The 19,897-nt window shown below is 68.5% G+C and carries 20 protein-coding genes and 1 pseudogene; 8 read left to right on the top strand and 13 right to left on the bottom strand.

Annotated features, from left to right (window positions below):
- The first annotated feature begins 106 nt into the window (after positions 1–106).
- From RJ05_RS10540 to RJ05_RS10525, 4 genes are all read left to right on the top strand, one after another.
- On the top strand, positions 107–331 hold the full coding sequence (locus RJ05_RS10540; RefSeq protein WP_014350624.1) for a hypothetical protein: 225 nt from the start codon (positions 107–109) through the stop codon (positions 329–331).
- A 56-nt stretch (positions 332–387) separates the two neighbouring features.
- Positions 388–1,308: an LLM class F420-dependent oxidoreductase gene (locus RJ05_RS10535; protein ID WP_036536262.1), complete on the top strand. Its 921-nt coding sequence runs from the start codon at positions 388–390 to the stop codon at positions 1,306–1,308.
- Positions 1,309–1,368: 60 nt separating this feature from the next.
- The gene (locus tag RJ05_RS10530; protein WP_036536243.1) at positions 1,369–2,709 is read left to right on the top strand and encodes an MFS transporter; all 1,341 of its coding nucleotides are present in this window, start codon (positions 1,369–1,371) and stop codon (positions 2,707–2,709) included.
- A 112-nt stretch (positions 2,710–2,821) separates the two neighbouring features.
- Positions 2,822–3,967 (top strand): PQQ-dependent sugar dehydrogenase, encoded by a 1,146-nt coding sequence (locus RJ05_RS10525; RefSeq protein WP_228790790.1) that lies wholly within the window; start codon positions 2,822–2,824, stop codon positions 3,965–3,967.
- A gap of 48 nt (positions 3,968–4,015) precedes the next feature.
- Here RJ05_RS10525 and RJ05_RS10520 read toward each other — a convergent pair whose 3' ends face one another.
- Positions 4,016–5,425 carry a three-helix bundle dimerization domain-containing protein gene (locus RJ05_RS10520; protein WP_085996195.1) on the bottom strand — a complete coding sequence of 470 codons (1,410 nt, stop codon included), beginning with the start codon at positions 5,423–5,425 and terminating at the stop codon, positions 4,016–4,018.
- Positions 5,426–5,555: 130 nt separating this feature from the next.
- Positions 5,556–7,112, bottom strand: coding sequence for a phytoene desaturase family protein (locus RJ05_RS10515; protein ID WP_036536240.1), 1,557 nt, complete (start codon positions 7,110–7,112; stop codon positions 5,556–5,558).
- A 210-nt stretch (positions 7,113–7,322) separates the two neighbouring features.
- Here RJ05_RS10515 and RJ05_RS10510 point away from each other — a divergent pair, with 210 nt between their 5' ends.
- Positions 7,323–8,453, top strand: coding sequence for a TerD family protein (locus tag RJ05_RS10510; RefSeq protein ID WP_036536238.1), 1,131 nt, complete (start codon positions 7,323–7,325; stop codon positions 8,451–8,453).
- A 37-nt stretch (positions 8,454–8,490) separates the two neighbouring features.
- Here the strand turns inward: RJ05_RS10510 and RJ05_RS10505 are convergent, their stop codons facing one another.
- The 8 genes and pseudogenes from RJ05_RS10505 to RJ05_RS10480 form a co-directional block, all read right to left on the bottom strand.
- Positions 8,491–9,114: a GNAT family N-acetyltransferase gene (locus RJ05_RS10505; protein WP_085996194.1), complete on the bottom strand. Its 624-nt coding sequence runs from the start codon at positions 9,112–9,114 to the stop codon at positions 8,491–8,493.
- Between the two features lie 34 nt (positions 9,115–9,148).
- A complete protein-coding gene (locus tag RJ05_RS10500) occupies positions 9,149–9,931 on the bottom strand; it encodes an ESX secretion-associated protein EspG (protein WP_036536230.1) in 783 nt (260 codons plus the stop codon).
- Positions 9,932–10,014: 83 nt separating this feature from the next.
- Positions 10,015–11,205, bottom strand: coding sequence for a cation:proton antiporter (locus RJ05_RS10495; protein WP_036536229.1), 1,191 nt, complete (start codon positions 11,203–11,205; stop codon positions 10,015–10,017).
- 9 nt (positions 11,206–11,214) lie between these two features.
- A complete protein-coding gene (locus RJ05_RS10490) occupies positions 11,215–11,697 on the bottom strand; it encodes a cation:proton antiporter regulatory subunit (protein ID WP_036536227.1) in 483 nt (160 codons plus the stop codon).
- 100 nt (positions 11,698–11,797) lie between these two features.
- Entirely contained in the window at positions 11,798–12,787 is a 990-nt protein-coding gene (locus RJ05_RS32230) for a hypothetical protein (protein ID WP_425295062.1), read from the bottom strand.
- A gap of 53 nt (positions 12,788–12,840) precedes the next feature.
- A pseudogene (locus RJ05_RS32225) lies at positions 12,841–13,392 on the bottom strand (YfcC family protein); the annotation flags it as partial.
- Positions 13,389–13,652: a hypothetical protein gene (locus RJ05_RS32220; RefSeq protein ID WP_228790793.1), complete on the bottom strand. Its 264-nt coding sequence runs from the start codon at positions 13,650–13,652 to the stop codon at positions 13,389–13,391. The gene RJ05_RS32220 and the pseudogene RJ05_RS32225, both read right to left, overlap by 4 nt.
- On the bottom strand, positions 13,640–14,770 hold the full coding sequence (locus RJ05_RS10480; protein ID WP_255220929.1) for a M20/M25/M40 family metallo-hydrolase: 1,131 nt from the start codon (positions 14,768–14,770) through the stop codon (positions 13,640–13,642). Before RJ05_RS10480 ends, RJ05_RS32220 begins: the two co-directional genes overlap by 13 nt.
- A gap of 537 nt (positions 14,771–15,307) precedes the next feature.
- On the opposite strand from RJ05_RS10480, the gene RJ05_RS32215 reads away from it, so the two are divergent.
- The gene (locus tag RJ05_RS32215; RefSeq protein WP_036536225.1) at positions 15,308–17,110 is read left to right on the top strand and encodes an SLC13 family permease; all 1,803 of its coding nucleotides are present in this window, start codon (positions 15,308–15,310) and stop codon (positions 17,108–17,110) included.
- A gap of 59 nt (positions 17,111–17,169) precedes the next feature.
- On the opposite strand, the gene RJ05_RS10470 is transcribed toward RJ05_RS32215, so the two are convergent.
- Both RJ05_RS10470 and RJ05_RS10465 read right to left on the bottom strand, forming a co-directional pair.
- Positions 17,170–17,394, bottom strand: coding sequence for a hypothetical protein (locus tag RJ05_RS10470; RefSeq protein WP_036536223.1), 225 nt, complete (start codon positions 17,392–17,394; stop codon positions 17,170–17,172).
- Positions 17,391–17,711 (bottom strand): hypothetical protein, encoded by a 321-nt coding sequence (locus RJ05_RS10465; protein ID WP_036536221.1) that lies wholly within the window; start codon positions 17,709–17,711, stop codon positions 17,391–17,393. Before RJ05_RS10465 ends, RJ05_RS10470 begins: the two co-directional genes overlap by 4 nt.
- Before the next feature lie 306 nt (positions 17,712–18,017).
- Between RJ05_RS10465 and RJ05_RS10460 the strand changes: the two genes are divergently transcribed.
- Positions 18,018–18,890, top strand: coding sequence for a helix-turn-helix domain-containing protein (locus RJ05_RS10460; protein ID WP_036536219.1), 873 nt, complete (start codon positions 18,018–18,020; stop codon positions 18,888–18,890).
- Positions 18,887–19,075, top strand: coding sequence for a DUF397 domain-containing protein (locus RJ05_RS10455; RefSeq protein ID WP_036536218.1), 189 nt, complete (start codon positions 18,887–18,889; stop codon positions 19,073–19,075). The genes RJ05_RS10460 and RJ05_RS10455 overlap by 4 nt, the downstream gene beginning before the upstream one ends.
- An 87-nt stretch (positions 19,076–19,162) precedes the next feature.
- Here RJ05_RS10455 and RJ05_RS10450 read toward each other — a convergent pair.
- Positions 19,163–19,897 (bottom strand): bifunctional 5,10-methylenetetrahydrofolate dehydrogenase/5,10-methenyltetrahydrofolate cyclohydrolase (locus RJ05_RS10450; RefSeq protein WP_036536215.1); only part of this gene is annotated, 735 nt, incomplete at its 5' end.

Below are 19,897 nucleotides of genomic sequence, written 5' to 3'. Positions count from 1 at the left end.
CCAAACCCGTCCGACCAGCCCTATGACAACTCCCAACCGAATCCGATGTGACGCCAGCCACATTTTCGGCACACTGGACGGTGCCACCATCGACGAAGGAGAAGCGATGACGAAACCCGATCGCCGCGTGGCGATCACCCATACCGAGGAGATCCTCAACTACTTCGGCAAATGCGGCGCCTGTGGCTATCCCGCACGTGCCGCGACCACCAAACACATCTTCGACAACGGCGACGAAGAGACCTGGGTGACGGCCACCTGTTCGCTGCCGTGCGGCTGGGCCGATCGAGTCCGGCCCACCACGATGACCGCCGGTCAACGCCGCGGCTGAACATCCGGCGCGGTGCCGGCCGCGCCCGGCCCCCTGCGGTGCGGCACGATGACGGTATGGAACTGCGTATCTTCACCGAGCCACAACAGGGCGCCGACTACGACACGCTCCTGAAGGTCGCCAAGGCCGCCGAGGACCTCGGCTACGGGGCGTTCTTCCGATCCGATCACTATCTCGCGATGGGTGATGCCAGCGGTTTGCCCGGTCCGACCGACGCCTGGATCACCCTCGCGGGCCTGGCCAGGGAGACCGAGCGCATCCGGCTCGGCACCCTGGTCACCGCCGCGACCTTCCGGTTGCCCGGCCCGCTGGCCATCCAGGTCGCGCAGGTGGACCAGATGTCGGGTGGCCGGGTCGAGTTCGGGCTCGGCACCGGCTGGTTCGCCGAAGAGCATGCCGCGTACGGCATCCCGTTCCCCGACGACAAGTTCGCCCGGTTCGAGGAGCAGCTCGCCGTCATCACCGGTCTGTGGGAAACCAAGCTCGGCGACACCTTCAGCTTCGACGGCGCGCACTACCAGCTCACCGATTCGCCGGCGCTGCCCAAACCGGCGCAGAATCCGGTGCCGGTGCTGATCGGCGGCAAGGGCGCGCGCCGCACGCCGCGCCTGGCGGCCCGCTACGCCTCCGAGTTCAACGTGCCGTTCTCCTCGCTCGAGGAGACCTCCACCCAGTTCGACCGTGTGCGCGCCGCGGTGGCCGAGCGCTGCCGTCCGGCCGACGACATGGTCTATTCCAGCGCGCTGGTAGCGTGCGTCGGCAGCAGCGACGCCGAGGTCGCGCGCCGGGCCGACGCGATCGGCCGCGAGGTGGACGAGCTGAAGGCCAACGGTCTGGCCGGCTCCCCCGCCGAGGTGGCCGACAAGATCGGCCGCTACGCCGAGATCGGTGCCCAGCGGATCTATCTGCAGATCCTCGATCTCGCCGATCTGGACCATCTCGAGCTCATCGCCCAGCAGGTGGGTGCGCAGCTCTGAGCGCGGCCCGGCCTCGCCCAGATGAGACGCGGCCGCGCGCCGCAGGCTGAACGGATAGCAGTGACCGCACGACCCTCCGGCGCGACCGTCGCACCGACCCACCGCAAGGTCGCCGCGGCGACCCTCGCAGGCACCACGCTCGAGTGGTACGACTTCATGCTCTACGGCACGGCGTCGGCGCTCATCTTCGGCAAGCAGTTCTTTCCGTCGATGAGCCCGGCGGCCGGGACTCTTGCCGCGTTCACCACCTTCGCGGTCGGTTTCGGTGCGCGACCACTCGGCGGGCTGCTGTTCGGGCATTTCGGTGACCGGATCGGCAGGCGCGCCACGCTGGTGGTGTCGCTGATCCTGATGGGCGTGAGCTCGACCCTGATCGGTGTGCTGCCCAACTACGACGCCATCGGGTTCTGGGCGCCGGTGCTGTTGGTGGTGCTGCGGCTAATCCAGGGTGTCGGGCTCGGCGGCGAGGGCGCGGGGGCGGTGGTGTTCTCGATGGAGCACGCTCCGGGTGGGCGGCTCAATCGTTACGCGAGCTTTCCGCAGATGGGCACGCCTGCCGGGCTGGTGCTCGCCAACGCGGTGTTCCTCGGCACCAGCGCGCTGATGCCGGACGAGGCGTTCCTGTCGTGGGGCTGGCGGATCCCGTTCCTGCTGAGCGTGGTGCTGGTGGTGGTCGGGCTCGCGGTCCGGCTCACCATCACCGAATCGGCGCAGTACGCGGATCTGGTGCGGCGCGGTGAGATCTCCGCGTTCCCGCTGCGCGATGCGCTGCGCGTCGGGCCGGTGCGGCTGCTGCTGATCCTCGGCGCCGCGATCGCGACGTCGGCGGTGGTCTATATCTTCATGGTCTTCACGCTCACCTACGGCACGAAGTCGCTGGGCTTCAGCAGAGATTTCCTGCTGTCGGGGGTGATCGTGTCCTCGGTGCTGTGGTGTCTGACCATGCCGCTGTGGGGCGCGCTGGCCGACCGGGTGGGCACCGCGCGGGTGTTCCTCGCGGGGACGGCGGCGCTGGTGGTCTGGTCGGCGCTGTATTTCCCGCTGCTGAACACCGGCAACGCGGCGGTGGTGTTCGTGGCGCTGCTCGGTATGGGCCTGGCGCTGCCGGTCAGCCACAGCGTGGGCGGCATCATCGTGGCCGAGCTGTTCCCGCCGGGGGTCCGCTACTCCGGTACCTCGCTGATCGTGCAGGTGTCGGTGATTCTCGGCGGCGGGTTCGCCCCGATGATCGCCACCGCGCTGTGGACCGCCGGGTCTTCGTCACTGGCGGTCAGTGTGTACGCGGTCGGGATCTGCGCGTTGAGTCTGATCTGCACGTATGTGTTGTTCTGGGTGCTGCCGGGGAAGCGGGCCGGTGCGGCCATGGCGGTCGTCGAGAATCAGGAAGTGGTGCACAGCTGATCGCCGTCGACGGCGGCTGCCTCGGCCCGTTCCGCGTACGGCGGTAGTCGCCCTGCGGCGCGTAGGCGGGCACGATCGATGGGGACGGCTCCCCGACCCGGAGGTCAGCACCATGCGCGTACGCTCCGAGATCGCTCCCTTTCACACCAGGGCAACCCATGTGCGTGCCCGTGCGATCGCGGCGGCGGTCCTGCTCGTGTGCGGCCTGGCAGCCTGCGGCGACGAAACCTCCGACCCGTCCGGCATCCCGCCATCCCCGCTCGCGACCACGACGGAAGTGAGCCGTCCGGCAGGTGCCCCGGATCTGGCCGCGGGCGAAGAGGTGGCGCGCGATATCGAGACCCCATGGGGCCTGGATTTCCTGCCCGACGGCACGGCACTGGTCTCCGAACGCGATACCGGACGGATTCTGCGAGTCGTGCCGGGGCGGCCCGCCGAGCAGGTCTATGAGGTGCCCGGTGTGGTCCCGGGTGGTGAGGGCGGGCTGCTCGGGATCGCCGTGTCTCCCCGGTACGCCGAGGACCGCTACGTGTACGCCTATTTCACCGCCGCCTCGGACAACCGCATCGTCCGGTTCCGGCTCGGGGAACCGCCGCAGATCGTCTTCGACGGAATCGCGAAGGCGGGCAACCACAACGGCGGTCGCATCGCCTTCGGCCCGGACGGGATGCTGTATGTGGGTACCGGCGATGCGGGCCGGCGTGCTGCCTCGCAGGACCCCGGCAGCCCCAACGGGAAGATCCTGCGCCTCACCCCGGACGGCGGCCCGGCACCAGGCAATCCGCGTCCCGACTCCCCCGTCTACTCGCTCGGCCACCGCAATGTACAGGGCCTGGCGTGGGATTCGGCGGGCCGGTTGTTCGCCGCCGAGTTCGGGCAGAACGATGTCGACGAAATCAACCTGATCGAACCGGGACGCAATTACGGCTGGCCCGAGGTCGAAGGCACCGGCGGCGCGGACCGCGGATTCACCGATCCGCTCGTGACCTGGTCCACCGACGAAGCCTCGCCCTCCGGGATCGCCATCACCGCGAACACGCTGTACGCAGCCGCCTTACGCGGTGAGCGGCTGTGGACCGTGCCGCTCACCGCGACCGGCACGGGCGCGCCCGCCGATCATTTCCGCGACGGCTACGGCCGCCTGCGCACGGTGCTGGTGGCGCCCGACGGCGCGCTGTGGCTCACCACGTCCAATACCGACGGGCGTGGCGATATCCGCGCCGGCGACGACCGGATCGTGCGGTTCCCGGCGCGTTGAGCACGCCGGATACACCGAGAAGCATTGCGCCAGAGCGCATCCCGGTGATCAGTTGTAGGAGTTCGCCACGCCGTTGAGGAGATTCTCGAGCGTTTCGTAGGACGGAATGTCCACCACGTCGATGAGATCGCGCGCGACGGGTACATCGTTGGCCACTGCCACCGCGTCGAACTTCGCGGCATCGCCGGTGCGGAAGCCGTGTTCGGCGGCGAGGGCTTGCAGTTGCGGGTCGGTGGACAACAGCTGCCCCACCTTGTCACCGTCGTCGTTCAGCGGCACCAGTGCGTGCCGGGACAGCACGGTGGGCGACGGATACAGCAGCTTCATCTCCGGCTTGATGCGCCCGTCGACGGCCGCCGCCACGTACTGCGCCTCATACGCCCACACCATCGGCGCCGGACCCATGCCCGCGTCGAGATATTCGCCGAATGGTCCTTCCGAGGAGTTCTCGGTGTAGCCCTGGGCCAGGAACAGGCGCGAGAGCAGCGGCAGCACATGGGCTTCCGCCGCCGGGCCGCGGACCACGGCGTTGCCGTTGGCGACGTAGCTCGCGACGGCCAGATACATGGCGGCGGAGTTGGAGCTGCGCGGGTCGGTGGTGGAGACCAGCACGTTCTTACGCACCGGGTAGGCGGTGTTGCCTTCGATCTGGTCCCACTGCACGCCGCGAGCGACCATGTCCAGGTAGGCGGACATGTCGAAGGTCGATACGGTGCCCGCCTTGACGACGCCGGCGCGGATGAGCACGTCGACGATGGGCTGGAAGGTCGCGATCACCATCGGTGAGGAGAACGGCGTGTATTGCCGGCTCACTCCGGCTTCACGCTGAATTCGTTCCGCGGCGGGAAGACTCGACGGAAATGCGAAATCGAGGTTGTCGAGTTCCACCGAGGTGGCGATCTGGCGGGAACCCGCCGGGCGCACGTCGACATCGATGCCGTGCTCGGCGAGCGCATCCACCACGCGCGGATCCTCGAAGAACGCCATCTTCTCCGAACCGACCACGCCTTCCACCACCGTCAACGGTGCGGCGGCAGCGGTGGCCGGAGCAGGATCGGAATCCCTGACGGTGGCCACGGCGACCGCCGCGACCACCAGCACGCCCACCACCCCGAGGACCGGGACCAGCCGTCCACGCGAGCGCAGCGCGGCCCGCAAGGTTTCCGGCAGATGACGAGAATCGGAATTCGAAACGACAATTTCGTTATCGGATTTCTCCGGTGCCGTTTCGATTCGCGTGACGACTTTTTCCACCACCGGTTCCGGGTCCAGTTCGCGGCGCACGATCCGCTCCACCAGAATGGGTACGAAATCCCGGATCGGTAGCCCGTCGAATCGTTGGTGCGCATTCTGCACCGCGCTGCCGACCTGTTCGGGCGTGGCCTCCGGAAGGCTGTCGACCAGGCGATTCTCCAAGTCCCGTATCGCTTTTTCCTCACGGACGGTATCGAGCTCCACCTGTTCTCCTCGGCGCCGGATCAACGGAACGGACGGCGTCGGCGCCGTCCACGGGCGCCAACCCTACCGCGATATTTGCCGACCCGATACTCGGGTCGAATTAACAGGAAGAACCTACACCTTGAACGAATTACTTTCCGCTGCTGGTGAGTTCCAGAACCGCCATCGCGGCATTGTGACCAGGAATACCGCTGACGCCCCCGCCGCGCAGCGCGCCCGCCCCGCAGAGCAGGACGTTCCGGTGTGCCGTGGCCACTCCCCACCTGGCCGCGGAATCGTCACGCTGGTCGTCGTCGGACCGGTACGGGAAGGCAAGATCGCGGTGGAAGATGTGCCCACGGGGAAGGCCGACCTCGGCCTCGAGGTCGAGCGGTGACTTCGCTTCCAAGCACGGGTTCCCGTCGGCGTCGGTGGCCAGACAGTCCCGGATCGGGTCGGCGAAGACCTCGTCCAGCTGGGTCAGCGTCGCGGCGACCAGCTCGTCCTTGGCCTGTGGGTCGGTCTCGAACAGCCTTGCGGGCGAATGCAATCCGAACAGCGTCAGGGTGTGCAGGTCCCCGGCGCCTGACCCGAGAATGGTGGGATCGGTGAGGGTGTGACAGTAGATCTCGGCGGGCGGAGCTGCCGGGATCCGGCCGGCCGCGGCTTCGGTGTAAGCATGCTCGAGCTGTGAATACGATTCGGCCACATGGAACGTCCCGGCGAAGGCGTCGCGGGGATCGACTGCCGCATCGCGCAGGCGCGGCAGTCTGCGCAGGACCATGTTGACCTTCACTTGCGCACCTTCCGGTGGTGGCTCGGCGGACTCGCCCAGCAGCCGGGCCAGCTCGGCGGGAGCCGCGTTCACCAGCACATGCCGTGCGCCTACCGCGCCGCCGGCCCACCGGATCTCGGCGCGGCGGCCATCGGTGTCGATGGCGGTGACCCGGCAGCCCGTGCGTAGCTGTGCGCCCGCGGATCGGGCAGCGGTCGCCAATGCCGTGGTGAGCGCGCCCATCCCGCCGATCGGCACATCCCAGTCGCCGGTGCCGCCGCCGATCACGTGGTAGAGGAAGCACCGGTTCTGGAGCAGGGTGGGGTCGTGGGCGTGGGTGAAGGTGCCGATCAGCGCGTCGGTGAAGACGACGCCGCGCACGGTGTCGTCGGCGAACCACGCCTCGATCGTTTCGCCGAGCGGGCGCTCGAAGATCGCTTCCCAAGTTCGGGCATCGCCGACCGTATGTTGCAGTTCCGCCTTGGTGGGCAGCGGCCGGGTCAGGGTCGGGAAGACTCGACGCGCCAGGGTGCCGGTCATCGCGTAGAACCGCTGCCATGCCTGGAATTCCCGGTCCGACCCGGTCAGACGGGCGAAGCTGTCCCTGGTGCGCGCCTCGGAGCCGGTGTCGACGAGCAGCCCGGAAGCGCCGACCGGCGTATACGAGGAGATGCGGCGCCGCCTGGTCTGGAAACGCAGGCCCAGATCGGTGAGGATCTGGCGGGGCAACAGGCTCACCAGATACGAGTACCGCGACAACCGCACGTCGATACCGGGGAAGACGCGCGCCGACACCGCCGCACCGCCCACCTCGGCGCCCTGTTCGAGCAGCAGCACCGAGCGGCCCGCCCGGGCCAGATAGGCGGCGGCGACCAGCCCGTTGTGACCGCCGCCGACGATCACCACGTCGTAGTCCGAGCGCGTCGATGTCATGGTCACTCGATAGCACGGATCGTGCGGCGCCGGAAGCGTCAGCGCACCGTCCGGCAGGTCGGGTCATCGCGCTGAATCGGCCGCCGCGGACAACCCGGCACCTACAGTGGGAGCGTCGGACCGCAGCGGTCCGATCGGCACTCGATGCAGGTGCGCACGGAATGCGTTGGCGCACCGCATGTGTACCGGCACTCGACGAAGGGGATACGCGTGACCGAAGGGCTCCGACAGCACCAGCTCGTACCGATCGCCGCGGAGAGCCTGGTGCTCACCGCGCGGTCGGAGCTGCCCGCCCATCTCGCGGCGATCCTGCTGGGACCCGACGGCGCCATCCACGACGAGACCGACTTCGTGTTCGGCACCCAAGCCGAGGCGCGTGGGCTGCGATTGGCCGGCCCGGGGATGGCTCCGGCACCGACGCTGCACATCGACCTGTCCTCGATCCCGCACGCGGCGACCACCGTCCGGGTGGTGCTGGCCCTGGACAATCCACACCGCACCTTCGCCGAGGCGGACCCGCCCACGCTCACTGTCGCCGACAGCCGGGGCGGTGAGGTGCTTCGCAGCACCGTCGACGGATTGGGTGCGGTCTCGGCGGTGGTGGCCCTCGATATCACACGCAGCGGTGCGGGCTGGGCGATCGCCCTCGTCGGAGCCGGCCATGCCGGCGGATTCGCCGCGGTGCTGGCCGAAAGCCACGTCCAGGTGGGGTCCAGGCCCGCCCGGCGCGAGCAGGTCGACGCCGCTGTCCTGCCCGAAGGCCGCCCGCTCGATCTCCGTCCGGGGCAGGTCGTGCGCCTGCGCACCGGCGCGGGTCCCACGCTCGACATGGTGCGCCTCGGCCTCGGCTGGGATCCGGTGCCCGGCCACACGCTGGCCGGTGGCGCCGCCACCCCTGCCGATCTGGACGCCGCCGCCCTGATGTTCGACCGCGACCATCACCTGCTCGACGCCGTGTACTTCGCCCAGCTCAGCTCCAACGACGGGGCGGTACGTCATCTCGGCGACAGCATGACCGGCGAGGGCGGCGGCGAGAACGAGGTCGTCAGCATCGACTTGTCCCGAATCCATCCGCAGGTGGCGACCGTGATCCTGGTGGTCACCAGCTACCACGGCCACAGCTTCGACAGCATCCGCAATGCCTTCTGCCGCCTGGTCGACGCGGGCACCGGCGCCGAGCTGGCCCACCTGGACCTGCACGGCGGCGGCCCGCACACCGGCATGGTGATGGCCAAGCTGTACCTCGCGGCCACCGGCTGGAAGATGCAGGCCATCGGCGAGCCGATCTACGCCACCCACCCGGGCGAGGCCGTCCACCAGCTCACCCATCACCTCGCGTGAGCTACTGGTACGGCCGAGACTCGCCGAGCGCGCCCACTCATTCGCGTGGACGCGGCGGCCGCCACATCGCCCACAGCGTCGGTCCACCGCCGGGGATGGTGATGGTGTCGGTGATCTCGAATCCGAAGCGCTGGTAGTAGCCGATGTTGGACTCGTTGCTCGATTCCAGGTAGGCGGGCACCAGCTCGCTGTCACACCGGTCGAGGCGCTTGCTCATCAATGCATGGCCGTATCCGTGGCCGCGCTGGGCCGGGTCGCTGCCGATCACCGCGAGATACCAATGCGGCTCCTCGGGGTGCCGGGCGGTCATGATGTCGCCGATCCGTTTACCCGCGAGCAGCCGAGTACCCATGGCCCGAGCGAACTGCGGCAACATCAGCAGGTCCGACACCGTCGAGTGATGCCACCGTCCGGGCGGATTCCACAGCGCGGCCCCGCCGATCGCGCCGGAAGAGTCGACCGCGAGGTCGACGCCGCCGGTGGCGAAGTGGTGGTGGCGGGTCATCGCCGCGAAGAAGCGCGGCAATCCGGCGGCCCGGCGCCGCGGGTCCGGCCACAACCACACCGAGACCGGGTCCTCGTGGAATGCGGCGGCCAAGGTCTGAGACAACGCGGGGATTTCGTTGCGCCGGGCCGGACGAACCTCGGGGCGAGCCGACATCATCGATCCTCCCGGGCCGGGCCGTCGCGCCGACTCAGCGGTTCGCCCGCAGGTATTCGTCGTGTTCGAGGTCCTCGCGGTAGCAGCGCCGCGTGATCGCGGCCAGGCGGGCGATCTCGGTGGTGAGGGCGGTGGGGCCGGCGGGTTTGGCGACGATGGGGTCGCCGGTGCGCACGTAGTAGCGGCCGTCCTCGTAGTCCATCCACCAGAAGCTGCGGCCGAAGGTGGGGCGGGGGTCGACGGCGGGGCCGGGGAAGATCATGATCTCGCCCAGCGAGCGGCGCCGCCGTTTGAACACGCGATCCAGCTGCTGGGTGAGGCTGAGTTCGTCGACATTGCGCACGTAGCGGGAGCGGTCGGCGCTCAGGTCGGCGCGGCGCACCTCCACGGCGGGACGGGTGCCCGCCTTCGCCGGCGGCAGGGCGGCCACGGCCTGCGCCGGGACCTGGTTCGCGGCGCAGTTGGTGAGGATCACGTCGCCGCCGATATCGGCGGACGTGCCGGGCAACTGCACCAGGGTCGCGCCCGCAGCCGCGCGCATCGCGCCATGAAAGCGGTAGGTGCGGGCCATGTCCCGGCCGCCGTACCCTTTGACCTCGATGCGGACTTCGGGCTCCCGCAGGATCGTGAGCACATCCACCAGCTCGACCGAGTAGTACTTCTCCAGCAGGACGTCGACCGCGGCTTCGCGTTGACGCCGCAGGTCCTCGAAATCGTCGGCGACCGGCCGATAGCGCAGCGGGTACGGCAGCCGGTCGTGGCCGTAGGCGGACCAGAGGATCTCGAACTCCAGGCCGGTGAACCGCCAGGTAGCCATATGCTCACCTCCCCAGCTGACCTTCAGGGCACCCTACCGCCCGGTTCCGGGCGCGGCAACAGCCTCGCGTGACCGCGGCCCGGTCACTCCTCGACCGGATCCGGGGCCGGCTTGGGTCGCCCGGTGACGAGCCCGACCACCGGTTCCACCACCCGCGCGGCCACCGGTCCGATCACCGCCATCAACAGCACATAGGTGGTGGCCAGCGCGGCGAAGCCGTCGGGCACCGCGCCCGCCGCGACCGCCAGTCCCGCGATGACGATGGAGAATTCGCCGTGCGCGACCAGCGCCGCTCCCGCGCGGGCCCGGCCCAGTCCGGTGGCGCCGGAGCGCGCTGCCGCCCACCATCCGGTCGCGATCTTGGTCGCCGTGGTGATCACCGCCAGCAGTACCGCCCAGCCAAGCACCGGTGGGATGCTGGCCGGGTCGGTGCTGAGCCCGAACAGCACGAAGAACATGGCCGCGAACAGATCTCGCAGCGGTTCCAGGATCTTGGTGGCGTTGTGCGCGGTGGAATCGGAGATGGCGATGCCGAGCAGGAACGCGCCGACCGCCGCCGATACCTGTACCGCCGAGGCGATCCCCGCCACCAGCAGCGCGGCCCCGAGCAGCTTGAGCAGGAAGATCTCTCGGTCGTCACTGGCAACCACCGCGGACACGTATTTTCCGTAGCGCAGGGCGACGACGAGCACGACGGTGATGGCGATCAACGCGATGCCGAGGGTTTGCAGTCCGGCGACGAACCCCACCCCGGCGAGCACCGCCGTCAGCACCGGCAGATACCCGGCCATCGCCAGGTCCTCGAACACCAGGATCGACAGCACCACCGGCGTTTCGCGGTTGCCGAGGCGCCCGAGATCGTTGAGTACCTTCGCGACGATGCCCGACGAGGAGATGTAGGTGACGCCTGCCATCGCGATGGCGCCGGTCGCGCCGAGGTCGAGCAGCAGCGCCACGATCACGCCAGGTGTCGCGTTCAACGCGATGTCGAGCAGCCCGGCGGGCCAGGATCGTCGCATCCCGGTGACGAGTTCGGCGGCGCTGTACTCGAGCCCGAGCAGCAGCAACAGCAGCACCACACCGATTTCGCTGGCCAGGTGGATGAATTCGTCCACCTCGTGCAGTTCGACGATGCCGCCGTCGCCGAAGACCAGACCACCGAGCAGGTACAGCGGAATCGGGGACATGCCGATCTTGGCCGCGATCCGCCCGAGCACCCCCAGGCTGAAGAACACCGCCCCCAGCTGGATCAATGCCAGCGCGGTTGGACTCACCTGCACCGTTCAGCCGTCGGTCAGGATCCGGGCGGCGGCCTCGAGCCCCTCGCCGGTGCCGACGATGACCAGCAGATCTCCCGCGGTGAACGCGAAGTCCGGTCCCGGGGAGGCGATGACCTGCCCGGCCCGCATGACCGCGACGATGGATGAGGTGGTCCTGGTGCGCATTCCGGTCTCGCCGAGCGTGCGCCCGTCATAGGGCGAGCCTTCCAGGATGGGCAGCTGTCGGGTGTTGACGCCGTCCATATCGCGGTGTTCCTCGCGCAGCTGCGCGACCAGCTGCGGCGCCCCGAGCAGATTGGCCAGCACACCGGCCTCGGCCGCGCTCAACGGAATCTGCACGGTGGTGTCGGGATCGCCCGCTTTGGTGAAGATCAGGTCGATACTGCCGTCTTTGTGGTCGATCACACCGATACGCCGCCGGACGCCCGTCAACGGAAAATCCTTGCGCACACCGATTCCCGGCAGCGGGGTCACATCCACGTTCACACCCTCAACCCTAACGGGCGCGAGGTGCGCGAGGTCGGCCCCGCTCAGGAGCCTCGACAGGCGGAACGAGGAAAGACCTGACCACCGCGGGTGGCGGGGGTCAGGTCGTCGTCCAGCCCCGTATCACTCCAGCAGCGCCGCACCGCCGATCACCACGCACACGATGACGAAGTTGATCAGCATCAAGGGCCAGATGAAGCGCAGGTATTTGTCGTAGCCGACCTTGGCCATCGCCAGACCACCGACGACCACAACGTTGGTCGGCGCGATCAGCATGGTCAGCCCGTGCCCCATCTGGAAGGCCGTGATCACCAGCGAACGGCTCACCCCGGCGAAATCGCCGAGCGGGCGCCAACAGCGGCATCGCCAGCGTCGCGTGCCCGGACGAGGACGGGATCAGGATCGCCAGCGGGATGTTGACGATCATCACCAGGACCGCGAAGACCCCCGCCGACGCACCGCTGACCAGTTCCTCCATCGCGTTGAGCACGGTATCGAGGGTCTGGGTGTTGGTCATGATCACCGAGACACCGCGCGCCAGCAGGATGACGATGGCCGGGCCGACCATATCGCCGGCACCACGGGTGATCAGCGAGACGATCTCCTTCTCCCCCATCCTGGCCACCACGCCGACCACGATGGCCGCGATGATGAACAGCATCGCCAGCTGCGGGAACCACCAGTTCAGTTCGAACCAGTACGGCTCGGTGGCGGTCTCGTGATAGACGTCGTAGTCGGCGGGGGTGGTGGTCGCACCGAAGATGGCCGACCACGGGATGACCGAGAAGATCATCAGTCCGAAGGTGAACGCGGTGATGGCCAGCACCCACTTCTGGGTGCCGGTCAATCGCCGCTCGTCCTCGGGTGTCTCGGTGCCGGCGGTGTCCGCCTCGTCCTCGTCGCTGCCGAAACCGACCAGCGAACGCGCCCTGTCCTGCTGGACGCGCCGGGCGTAGCGGATCACGAACACCACCGCGACCGCGGTGAGCACCACCCACAGCACGAACCGGAGCACGATGCCGTCGCCGATCGAGACCCCGGCCTCACCGGAGGCCACGCCGATGGAGAACGGATTGACCGTGGAGGCCATCGTTCCGGTGAGCGCGCCGACGATGATGGTCGCGCGGCCGCCACCATGCGGTCATATCCCATCGCCAGCATCAACGGGATGATCAGGGCGTAGAAGCCGAAGGTCTCCACCGAGAAGCCCATGGTGGTGCCGAGCACCGAGAACAGCACCATGATGACCGCGATCAGCATCCAGCCCTTGTCCTGCAGCTTGGCACCGAGGCCGCCGACGGCGACCTCGAGGCTGCGGGTGGCGAAGCTGACCGAGATGAACGCGCCGAGGGCCATGATGAACAGCACCACACCGACCGACCCGAACAGCCGGCCCATGTTCTCGGTGTCGACGAAACCGGTCGTGGTGTCCTGCAAGCCGTAGAGGCCGTTGACCGGGGCCAGGATCAGCTGCTGGACCCGTTCCCAGAAGGTGAGCGGGGAATCCACCCGGTCGAAGGATCCGGGGATCGGGGCGCCGTCGGCATCGGTGCGGTATTCGCCGGCCGGGATGAACAGCGCCGCCAGCCACACCAGCACCATGACGATGGCCAACACCGTGACGGCGCCGGGGAACTCGAACTTCTTGCGCTGCTTACCGCCGGGCTCCTCGGTGGCGGTCTGTGCTCGACTCATCGCGGTGTGTCCGATCGCCCGGCCGCGTATCTCGCGGCGTACTCCTGCAGGAACAGCGCCTTGGCCACGGTGGCCCTGCGCATTTCGTCGATGAGCACCCGCTCGTTGGGTCCGTGGATGTTGGCGTAGCCGTCGGTGGCGCCGAACAGCAGCTTCTCGGCCTCGGGAATCCCGGTGTGCAGAGCCATGACCAGCGGAATCGACCCACCACCTGCCATCTGGCCGGTCTCGGCGTCCCATGCCGAATTCAGCGCGGCCACGGCGGCTTCGAAGCCGGGGCCGCTGGTTCGGCGGCGAAACCGTTGCCGACCTCACCCGCGGTGGCGGTCACCTCCAGACCGAAGGGCCGCTGCGCCTGGAGATGTCGGATCACCGCGGCCTGTGCTTCGGCGGCATCCTGGGCCGGGTGCACGCGCACGTTCAACACCGCCCGCGCCGACCCGGCGACCGCGTTCACCGGTCCCTCCACCGCGGGTGCGTCGAACCCGATGACGGTGATCGCCGGGCCGGACCAGATGCGCTCGCCGAGCCCACCGGTACCCATCAGCGGTTTACCCTCGAGCACCTCGGCCAGATCCCGGAACTCCCGCTCGGTGTAGGAGGTTCCGGTCCATTCCTCGCGGCGCAGACCGTCGACCGCGACATCGCCTGCGTCATCGTGCAGTGAGGCGAGCGCGCGGATCAGCGCCAGGCGGGCATCGGGTGCGGCGCCGCCGTAGAGGCCGCTGTGCTTGTCGGCCTTCAGCGTGTCCACCGAGACGGTGATCTGCGCCGAACCACGCAGGGCCACGGTCAGCGTCGGCGCACCGGGGCGCACATTGCCGACGTCGGCGATCACCATGGCGTCGGCACGGAAGGGTTCGGGGTGGGTGGCCGGATAGAAGTCGAACGGGCTGCCGAATTCCTCCTGGCCCTCGAACACCAGTTTCACCGTCACCGGCGGGCGGGCATCGAAAACGCGTAGCGCACCGATGATGCCGACCAGATTGGCCTTGGAGTCGGCGGTGCCGCGGCCGTAGATCGCGCCGTCACGTTCCTGGGGTTCGAACGGCGGCGAGTGCCAGAGTTCGACGTCGCCGGCAGGGACGACGTCGTAGTGGGTGTAGAACAGCACCGTCGGTGATCCGGGCGGGCCGGGCACGGTCGCCATCACCACCGGCGCCGTCTTGCCGGGAATGGTCAGCTCCTCGATCTGGGTGATCCCGCTGTCGCGCAACATCTCCACCACCGCGTCGTGGGCGCGCATCAGCGGTTCGGTGGGGTATCCGTCCAACGCGATCGACGGGATGGCCACCAGCCGGTTCAGGGCCGACTTCAGATCGGGCAGCAAGGCGGAGACAGCGTCCTCCACCTCACCGACGGGACGAAACACAGGCACGGACATCGCATTCCCTCGCCACTCGCTGGGATGTACGTAGGCCTACATCTGCTTTGCTCGATAGTTGCACAAACTTCGTTGTCGCGAACCGGATTCGCGCGGTGACGCGCGGGAGGCCGCCTGCGCGAGCCGCGCGGACGGCCGGACGGACCGCACTCCCCGATCGGCGGTGCGCGGTAGCGGGCAGGAGATGACTAGTCATCGCCGATTTTGCCCCACGCCTGCGTGGTAGGCCGGGTCGAAAGCGGGAAATCGCCACTGTGATGTGGATCACCATCGCTTCAGACGTGGCTGTGATCTAATGCGCGTAGCCAGCCGGATGCCGACGGCCGATCCAGCGACCTCAGGGGGTGCCATGCGCAATACCCTTCCCAGCTCCGCGGTCCGTCCGCGCACAGCGCCGCTGTTCGGCCACGCGGGCTCGGCGGTATTCGGACGACGAAGCAGCGGCGGTGCGCGGCAACCGCATTGCGCCCGTCCACGTCATCACCGGGACGCACCGGTCGCCGGCGGCCCCGGCGCGCCCGAGGTCCGCTGATGGCCGAGTCGACCATCACCTTCCTGATCACCGGCGGCGCGGTCGTGCTGTTCGTCTGGAACCGGCTGCCGGTCGGGATCGTCGCGCTCGCGGTCGCGCTGAGTCTGTACGCGACGGGCATCCTGACCGTCGACCAGGCGCTGTCCGGGTTCGGTGATCCCACCGTCGTGTTCATCGCCGCACTGTTCGTGGTGAGCGAGGCGCTGGACGCGACCGGTGTCACCACGTGGGCGGGCCAGCAGTTGACGGCGCGCGTCGGGACCAGCCGCACCCGGCTGCTGGTGTCGATGATGCTGCTGTGCGCGGTGCTGACGGCGGTGATCTCGGTCAACGGCGCGGTGGCGGCGCTCATCCCGATGGTCGTGGTGCTCGCGGTGCGGCTGGGCCGCTCGCCCGCACAGTTGCTGATGCCGCTGGCATTCGCCGCGCACGCCGGATCGCTGCTGTTGCTCACCGGCACGCCGGTCAACATCATCATCTCCGAAACCGCCGCCGACGCCGGCGCCCGGCACATCGGGTTCGCCGAATTCGCCTGGGTCGGTGTGCCCTTGGTGATCGGCACGATCGCGATCGCGGTGCTGTTCGGCGAGAAGCTGCTGCCCGACCGCACCGCGGCCGTGATGCCACCGGATCTGAGCAGGCTGGCGACCACACTGGCCAAGGAGTACACCATCCGCAGCGGCCTCATCCGGTTGCGGGTGGCGGCGGAATCTCGTTTCGACGGGGCACACCGTGACGCGGTCGCCAAGGCGCTGCCGGAGGGCGCGCAGCTGCGTGGTGTCGAGCGCGACGGCCAAGACCCCGGCGACACCCCGCTGCGCGCCGGCGATGTCCTGGTGGTCGACGCCGAGGACGTCCAGCTCGCGAGCTTCGTCGACGACAACGCCTTGACCCCATGCCGCAGTTTCGACGGACCGCACCCCGACGAGTTGATCGGCGCCGAATACGGCGTCGCCGAGGTGATCATCCCGCCCCGCTCGGAGTTCGTGGGCCATACGGTATTTCCCGGAATGGCCACCAGCAGTGGCGATCTGGTGGTGCTCGCGGCCCAGCGTGGCGGACGCGATCTCGGTTCCCGTCCGCAGCGGCTCGAAGCCGGTGACACGCTGTTGTTGCGCGGCAGCTGGAGCGCGCTCGACCAGCACGTCGCCGCGCCGCAGGTGCGGGTGGTGCACGAGCCGGAACTCATTCGCCGCCAAACCCTTCCGATGGGACCCGGCTCCCGTCCGGCGCTGGTGATCCTCGCGGTGATGGTGCTGCTGCTGGCGACCGGATGGATACCGGCGGCGGTGGCCGCGCTGCTGGCCGCGTGCGCAATGGTGGTGTGCCGGGTGCTCACCGTCGAGCAGGCGCATCGCTCGATGTCCTGGACCACGCTGATCCTGGTCGGCGCGATGATCCCGCTGTCGACCGCGATCCGCGACACCGGCGCCGCCGACCGGCTCGCCTCGGTGTTCATGTCCGTGCTCGGCGATGCCGATCGTCACCTTGTGCTCGTCGGCCTGTTCCTGGTGACGGTCACCCTCGGCCAGCTCATCAGCAATACCGCCACCACCCTGATCATCGCCCCGATCGCCGTCGTCATCGCCGCCGACCTCGGCGTCTCCCCGCTGCCGCTGCTGATGACGGTCTGCGTCGCCGCCGCGGCCTCCTTCTTCACCCCCGTCGCCACCCCCGCCAACATGATGATCATGGGCCCCGGCGGCTACCGGTTCGGCGACTACTGGAAACTCGGCGCCGCCATGATGGTGTGGTTCCTGCTGGTCGCGGTGATCGTGGTACCGGTGATCTGGAGTTTCTGAGCCACCTGACGCGGCCGCGACGATCGCACCGGCCGGCGCCGGCCACCTCCGGCCGCCGCTCACGGGCGGCGCGACGGTACGCGCGCGAAGTCGTGGCCGGTGCGGATCATCTGGGCGCGCAGGCGTAGCAGTTCGGCTTTGAACGGGCATGGGGCGCAGGTGGTGTGGTAGGTGAGCATGGATTCGAGTTCGTCGCGGAAGAAGCCGGTGCCGGGTGTCGGGGCTTCGTGATTGACCGGGATGTCGTCGGGGAAGGCGAGGTCGGGGGCGTTCGGGCCGGTCACGCGCCGCTGCCCGGGTGGAGCAGGGCCAGGCGGGTGCCGCGGGGCAGGTAGCCGGCGGGGTGGACGACGAGCAGATCGCAGCGGGCGAGCACGTCCTGGGCACGGTGGGCGAGATGGTCCAGGCTCGGGGTCACGATGGCCGAGACCTCGAGCTGCTGCACCTTCACCAGCAACCACGGCAGGACATCGGAGTCGGATTCGATGACGGTGCGCGCCACCGAGTACCCGCGCCGGGCCGCGAAGGCGCGAGCTTCCATCTCGAAGCCCGCACGGCGCTTCGCGCAGCACGATTTATTCAGATACACAACGGCTTTCATTGCTTCTCCCCTGCTGATATGCGATGGTGGGGCGCACGACGGCGAGGTTCAGGGGATTCAGGGGCAGGAGAACCCGGCAGAACCATCCGCGGCGCGAGCGCTCCAGGCTCGGCAACGGATGTGCGGCGAGGCTTTCCCGCCGTCGTGCGCTGGGACCAGTAGACAGGGACCGCCCAGGTCACGGAAGCTTTCGCAGAGCCGATCGCCGGACTTTCTCGCAAGATTCCAGGACCGGAAGGTTCCGCATTCCAATCCGGTGCACGTTCGCATTCCAATCTGGAATCCACACCGCGTGAAGGGGACTCGATGGAGACAGGGGACAGTACTTTCGCCCGACGCCAGATCGGCAAGCAACTGCGGTACCTACGCGAGACGTCGGGGGTGAGCGTCGACGTGGTGAAGAAGGCGCTCGGTGTCTCCACCCAGACGATCTGGAGGATGGAGACCGGGCAGCCGACGAAGATCGGGCGGTTGCACATCAAGGAGCTGTGCAGGTTGTATGGGGCGCCGGAGAGCACGATGCTCGTGCTGCTGGAGCTACTGGAAGGTGCGAGCCGGAAGTCCTGGTGGCACGCGTACGGGGATGCGGTTCCACGACACTTCGACCTCTACTTGGGCTTGGAATCAGCGGCGTCGAAGCTGGTGACTCATCAGCCGTCGTTACTGCCGGGGCTTGTGCAGACCGAGGAGTACCGGCGTGCCCTCATCTGGGCGGCGAATCCGGAGATGCCCACCGAGGAAGTGGAACGTCGGGTCGAGCTCGCCACTCGGAGGCAAACCCGGCTGAACGACCCCTCGTTCGAGGTAGAAATCCTGCTGAACGAGGCAGCACTACGCCATCAGGTCGGTGGTTGGTCAGTGATGGCCGAACAGCTGGACCACATCGCCGCCGTTGCCGAGCTCCCCACTGTGACGGTCCGGGTCGTGCCGTTGGCCAAGTGCCATATCGGCTTGGCCGCAGGACGATTCAACATCTTGACGTTTCCAGCTTCGCGCACCGCGTGGCTGAGCGAGCCCCCTGTTGTGTACCTTGAGGGTTACGCGTCGGCCCAGTACCTGGAGCGGCCAGCGGAGGTCGATTTGTACGAAACCGCCGCTGCCGGCATCCGGAACGCCTCGCTGGACAGACCTGCCAGTCGGAACAGGGTTATCGAGATAGCGAAGGAACATCGAGCATGACCACATGGTTCAAGAGCAGCTACAGCGGGCCGAGTCAAGACTGTGTGGAGGTAGCTCACTTCGATGGCGGTCAGGTCGGCGTCCGCGACTCGAAGAACCCCACCGGCCCGGCATTGACCTTCGCCCCGACCGCGTGGGACGCATTCCTGGCCCACACACGCCACGGCGAATTCACTCGCCCCTGATATATCGCGAAGCCCCCGTCGCCGCCGTTACCGGCAGCTGCGGGGGCTTCGTTGTCCGCGGCGCATGCTTCCGCCGACCGAAAACGCTCAGGCGCGCGCCTTCTCCGCCGCGACGACCACGTGACGCATCAGCAGCGCGGTGGTGACGGGACCGACGCCGCCGGGAACGGGGCTGAGGCCTTCGGCCTTGCCGCGCACGGAGTCGGCGTCGACGTCGCCGACGATGCTGCCGTCGGCGGCCTCGTTGGTGCCCACGTCGATGACGACGGCGCCGGGGCGCACGTGCTCACCGGTGACCAGGCCGATGCGGCCGGCGGCGGCGACGACGATATCGGCGGCGGAGGTCACTGCGGGCAGGTCGGTGGTGCGGGAATGGCAGACGGTGACGGTGGCGTTCTCGGCCAGCAGCAGCTGGGCCAGGGGTTTGCCGACGACGTTGGAGCGACCGACGACCGCGACATGCCGGCCCGACAGCGGGATCCGGTGATGCTTCAGTAGTTCCACCACGGCTTCGGAGGTGGCGGGGACGAAGCCGTCCAGGCCGGTGGCGAGCAGGCCGAGCGAGAGCGGGCTCACGCCGTCGACGTCCTTGGTGGCGGTGATGGCCGAGCTCACGTCGTCGAGGGTGACGCCGTCGGGCAGCGGGGTCTGCAACATGATGGCGTCGGTGGCGGGGTCGGCGCTGCGGGCCGACAGCTGCTCGCGGATCGCTTCCGCGCTCGCGTCGGCACCGAGATCGACGGTGTCGCAAGCGATTCCGAGCCGTTCGGCGGCTTTGCGGAGGGAGTTGACGTACCAGGCGCTCGCCGGGTCGGCGTTGGC

The sequence above is a fragment of the Nocardia cyriacigeorgica NBRC 100375 genome (assembly GCF_000308555.1).
Taxonomy (GTDB): domain Bacteria; phylum Actinomycetota; class Actinomycetes; order Mycobacteriales; family Mycobacteriaceae; genus Nocardia; species Nocardia cyriacigeorgica.
This window is presented reverse-complemented; position numbering and strand designations above follow the sequence as displayed.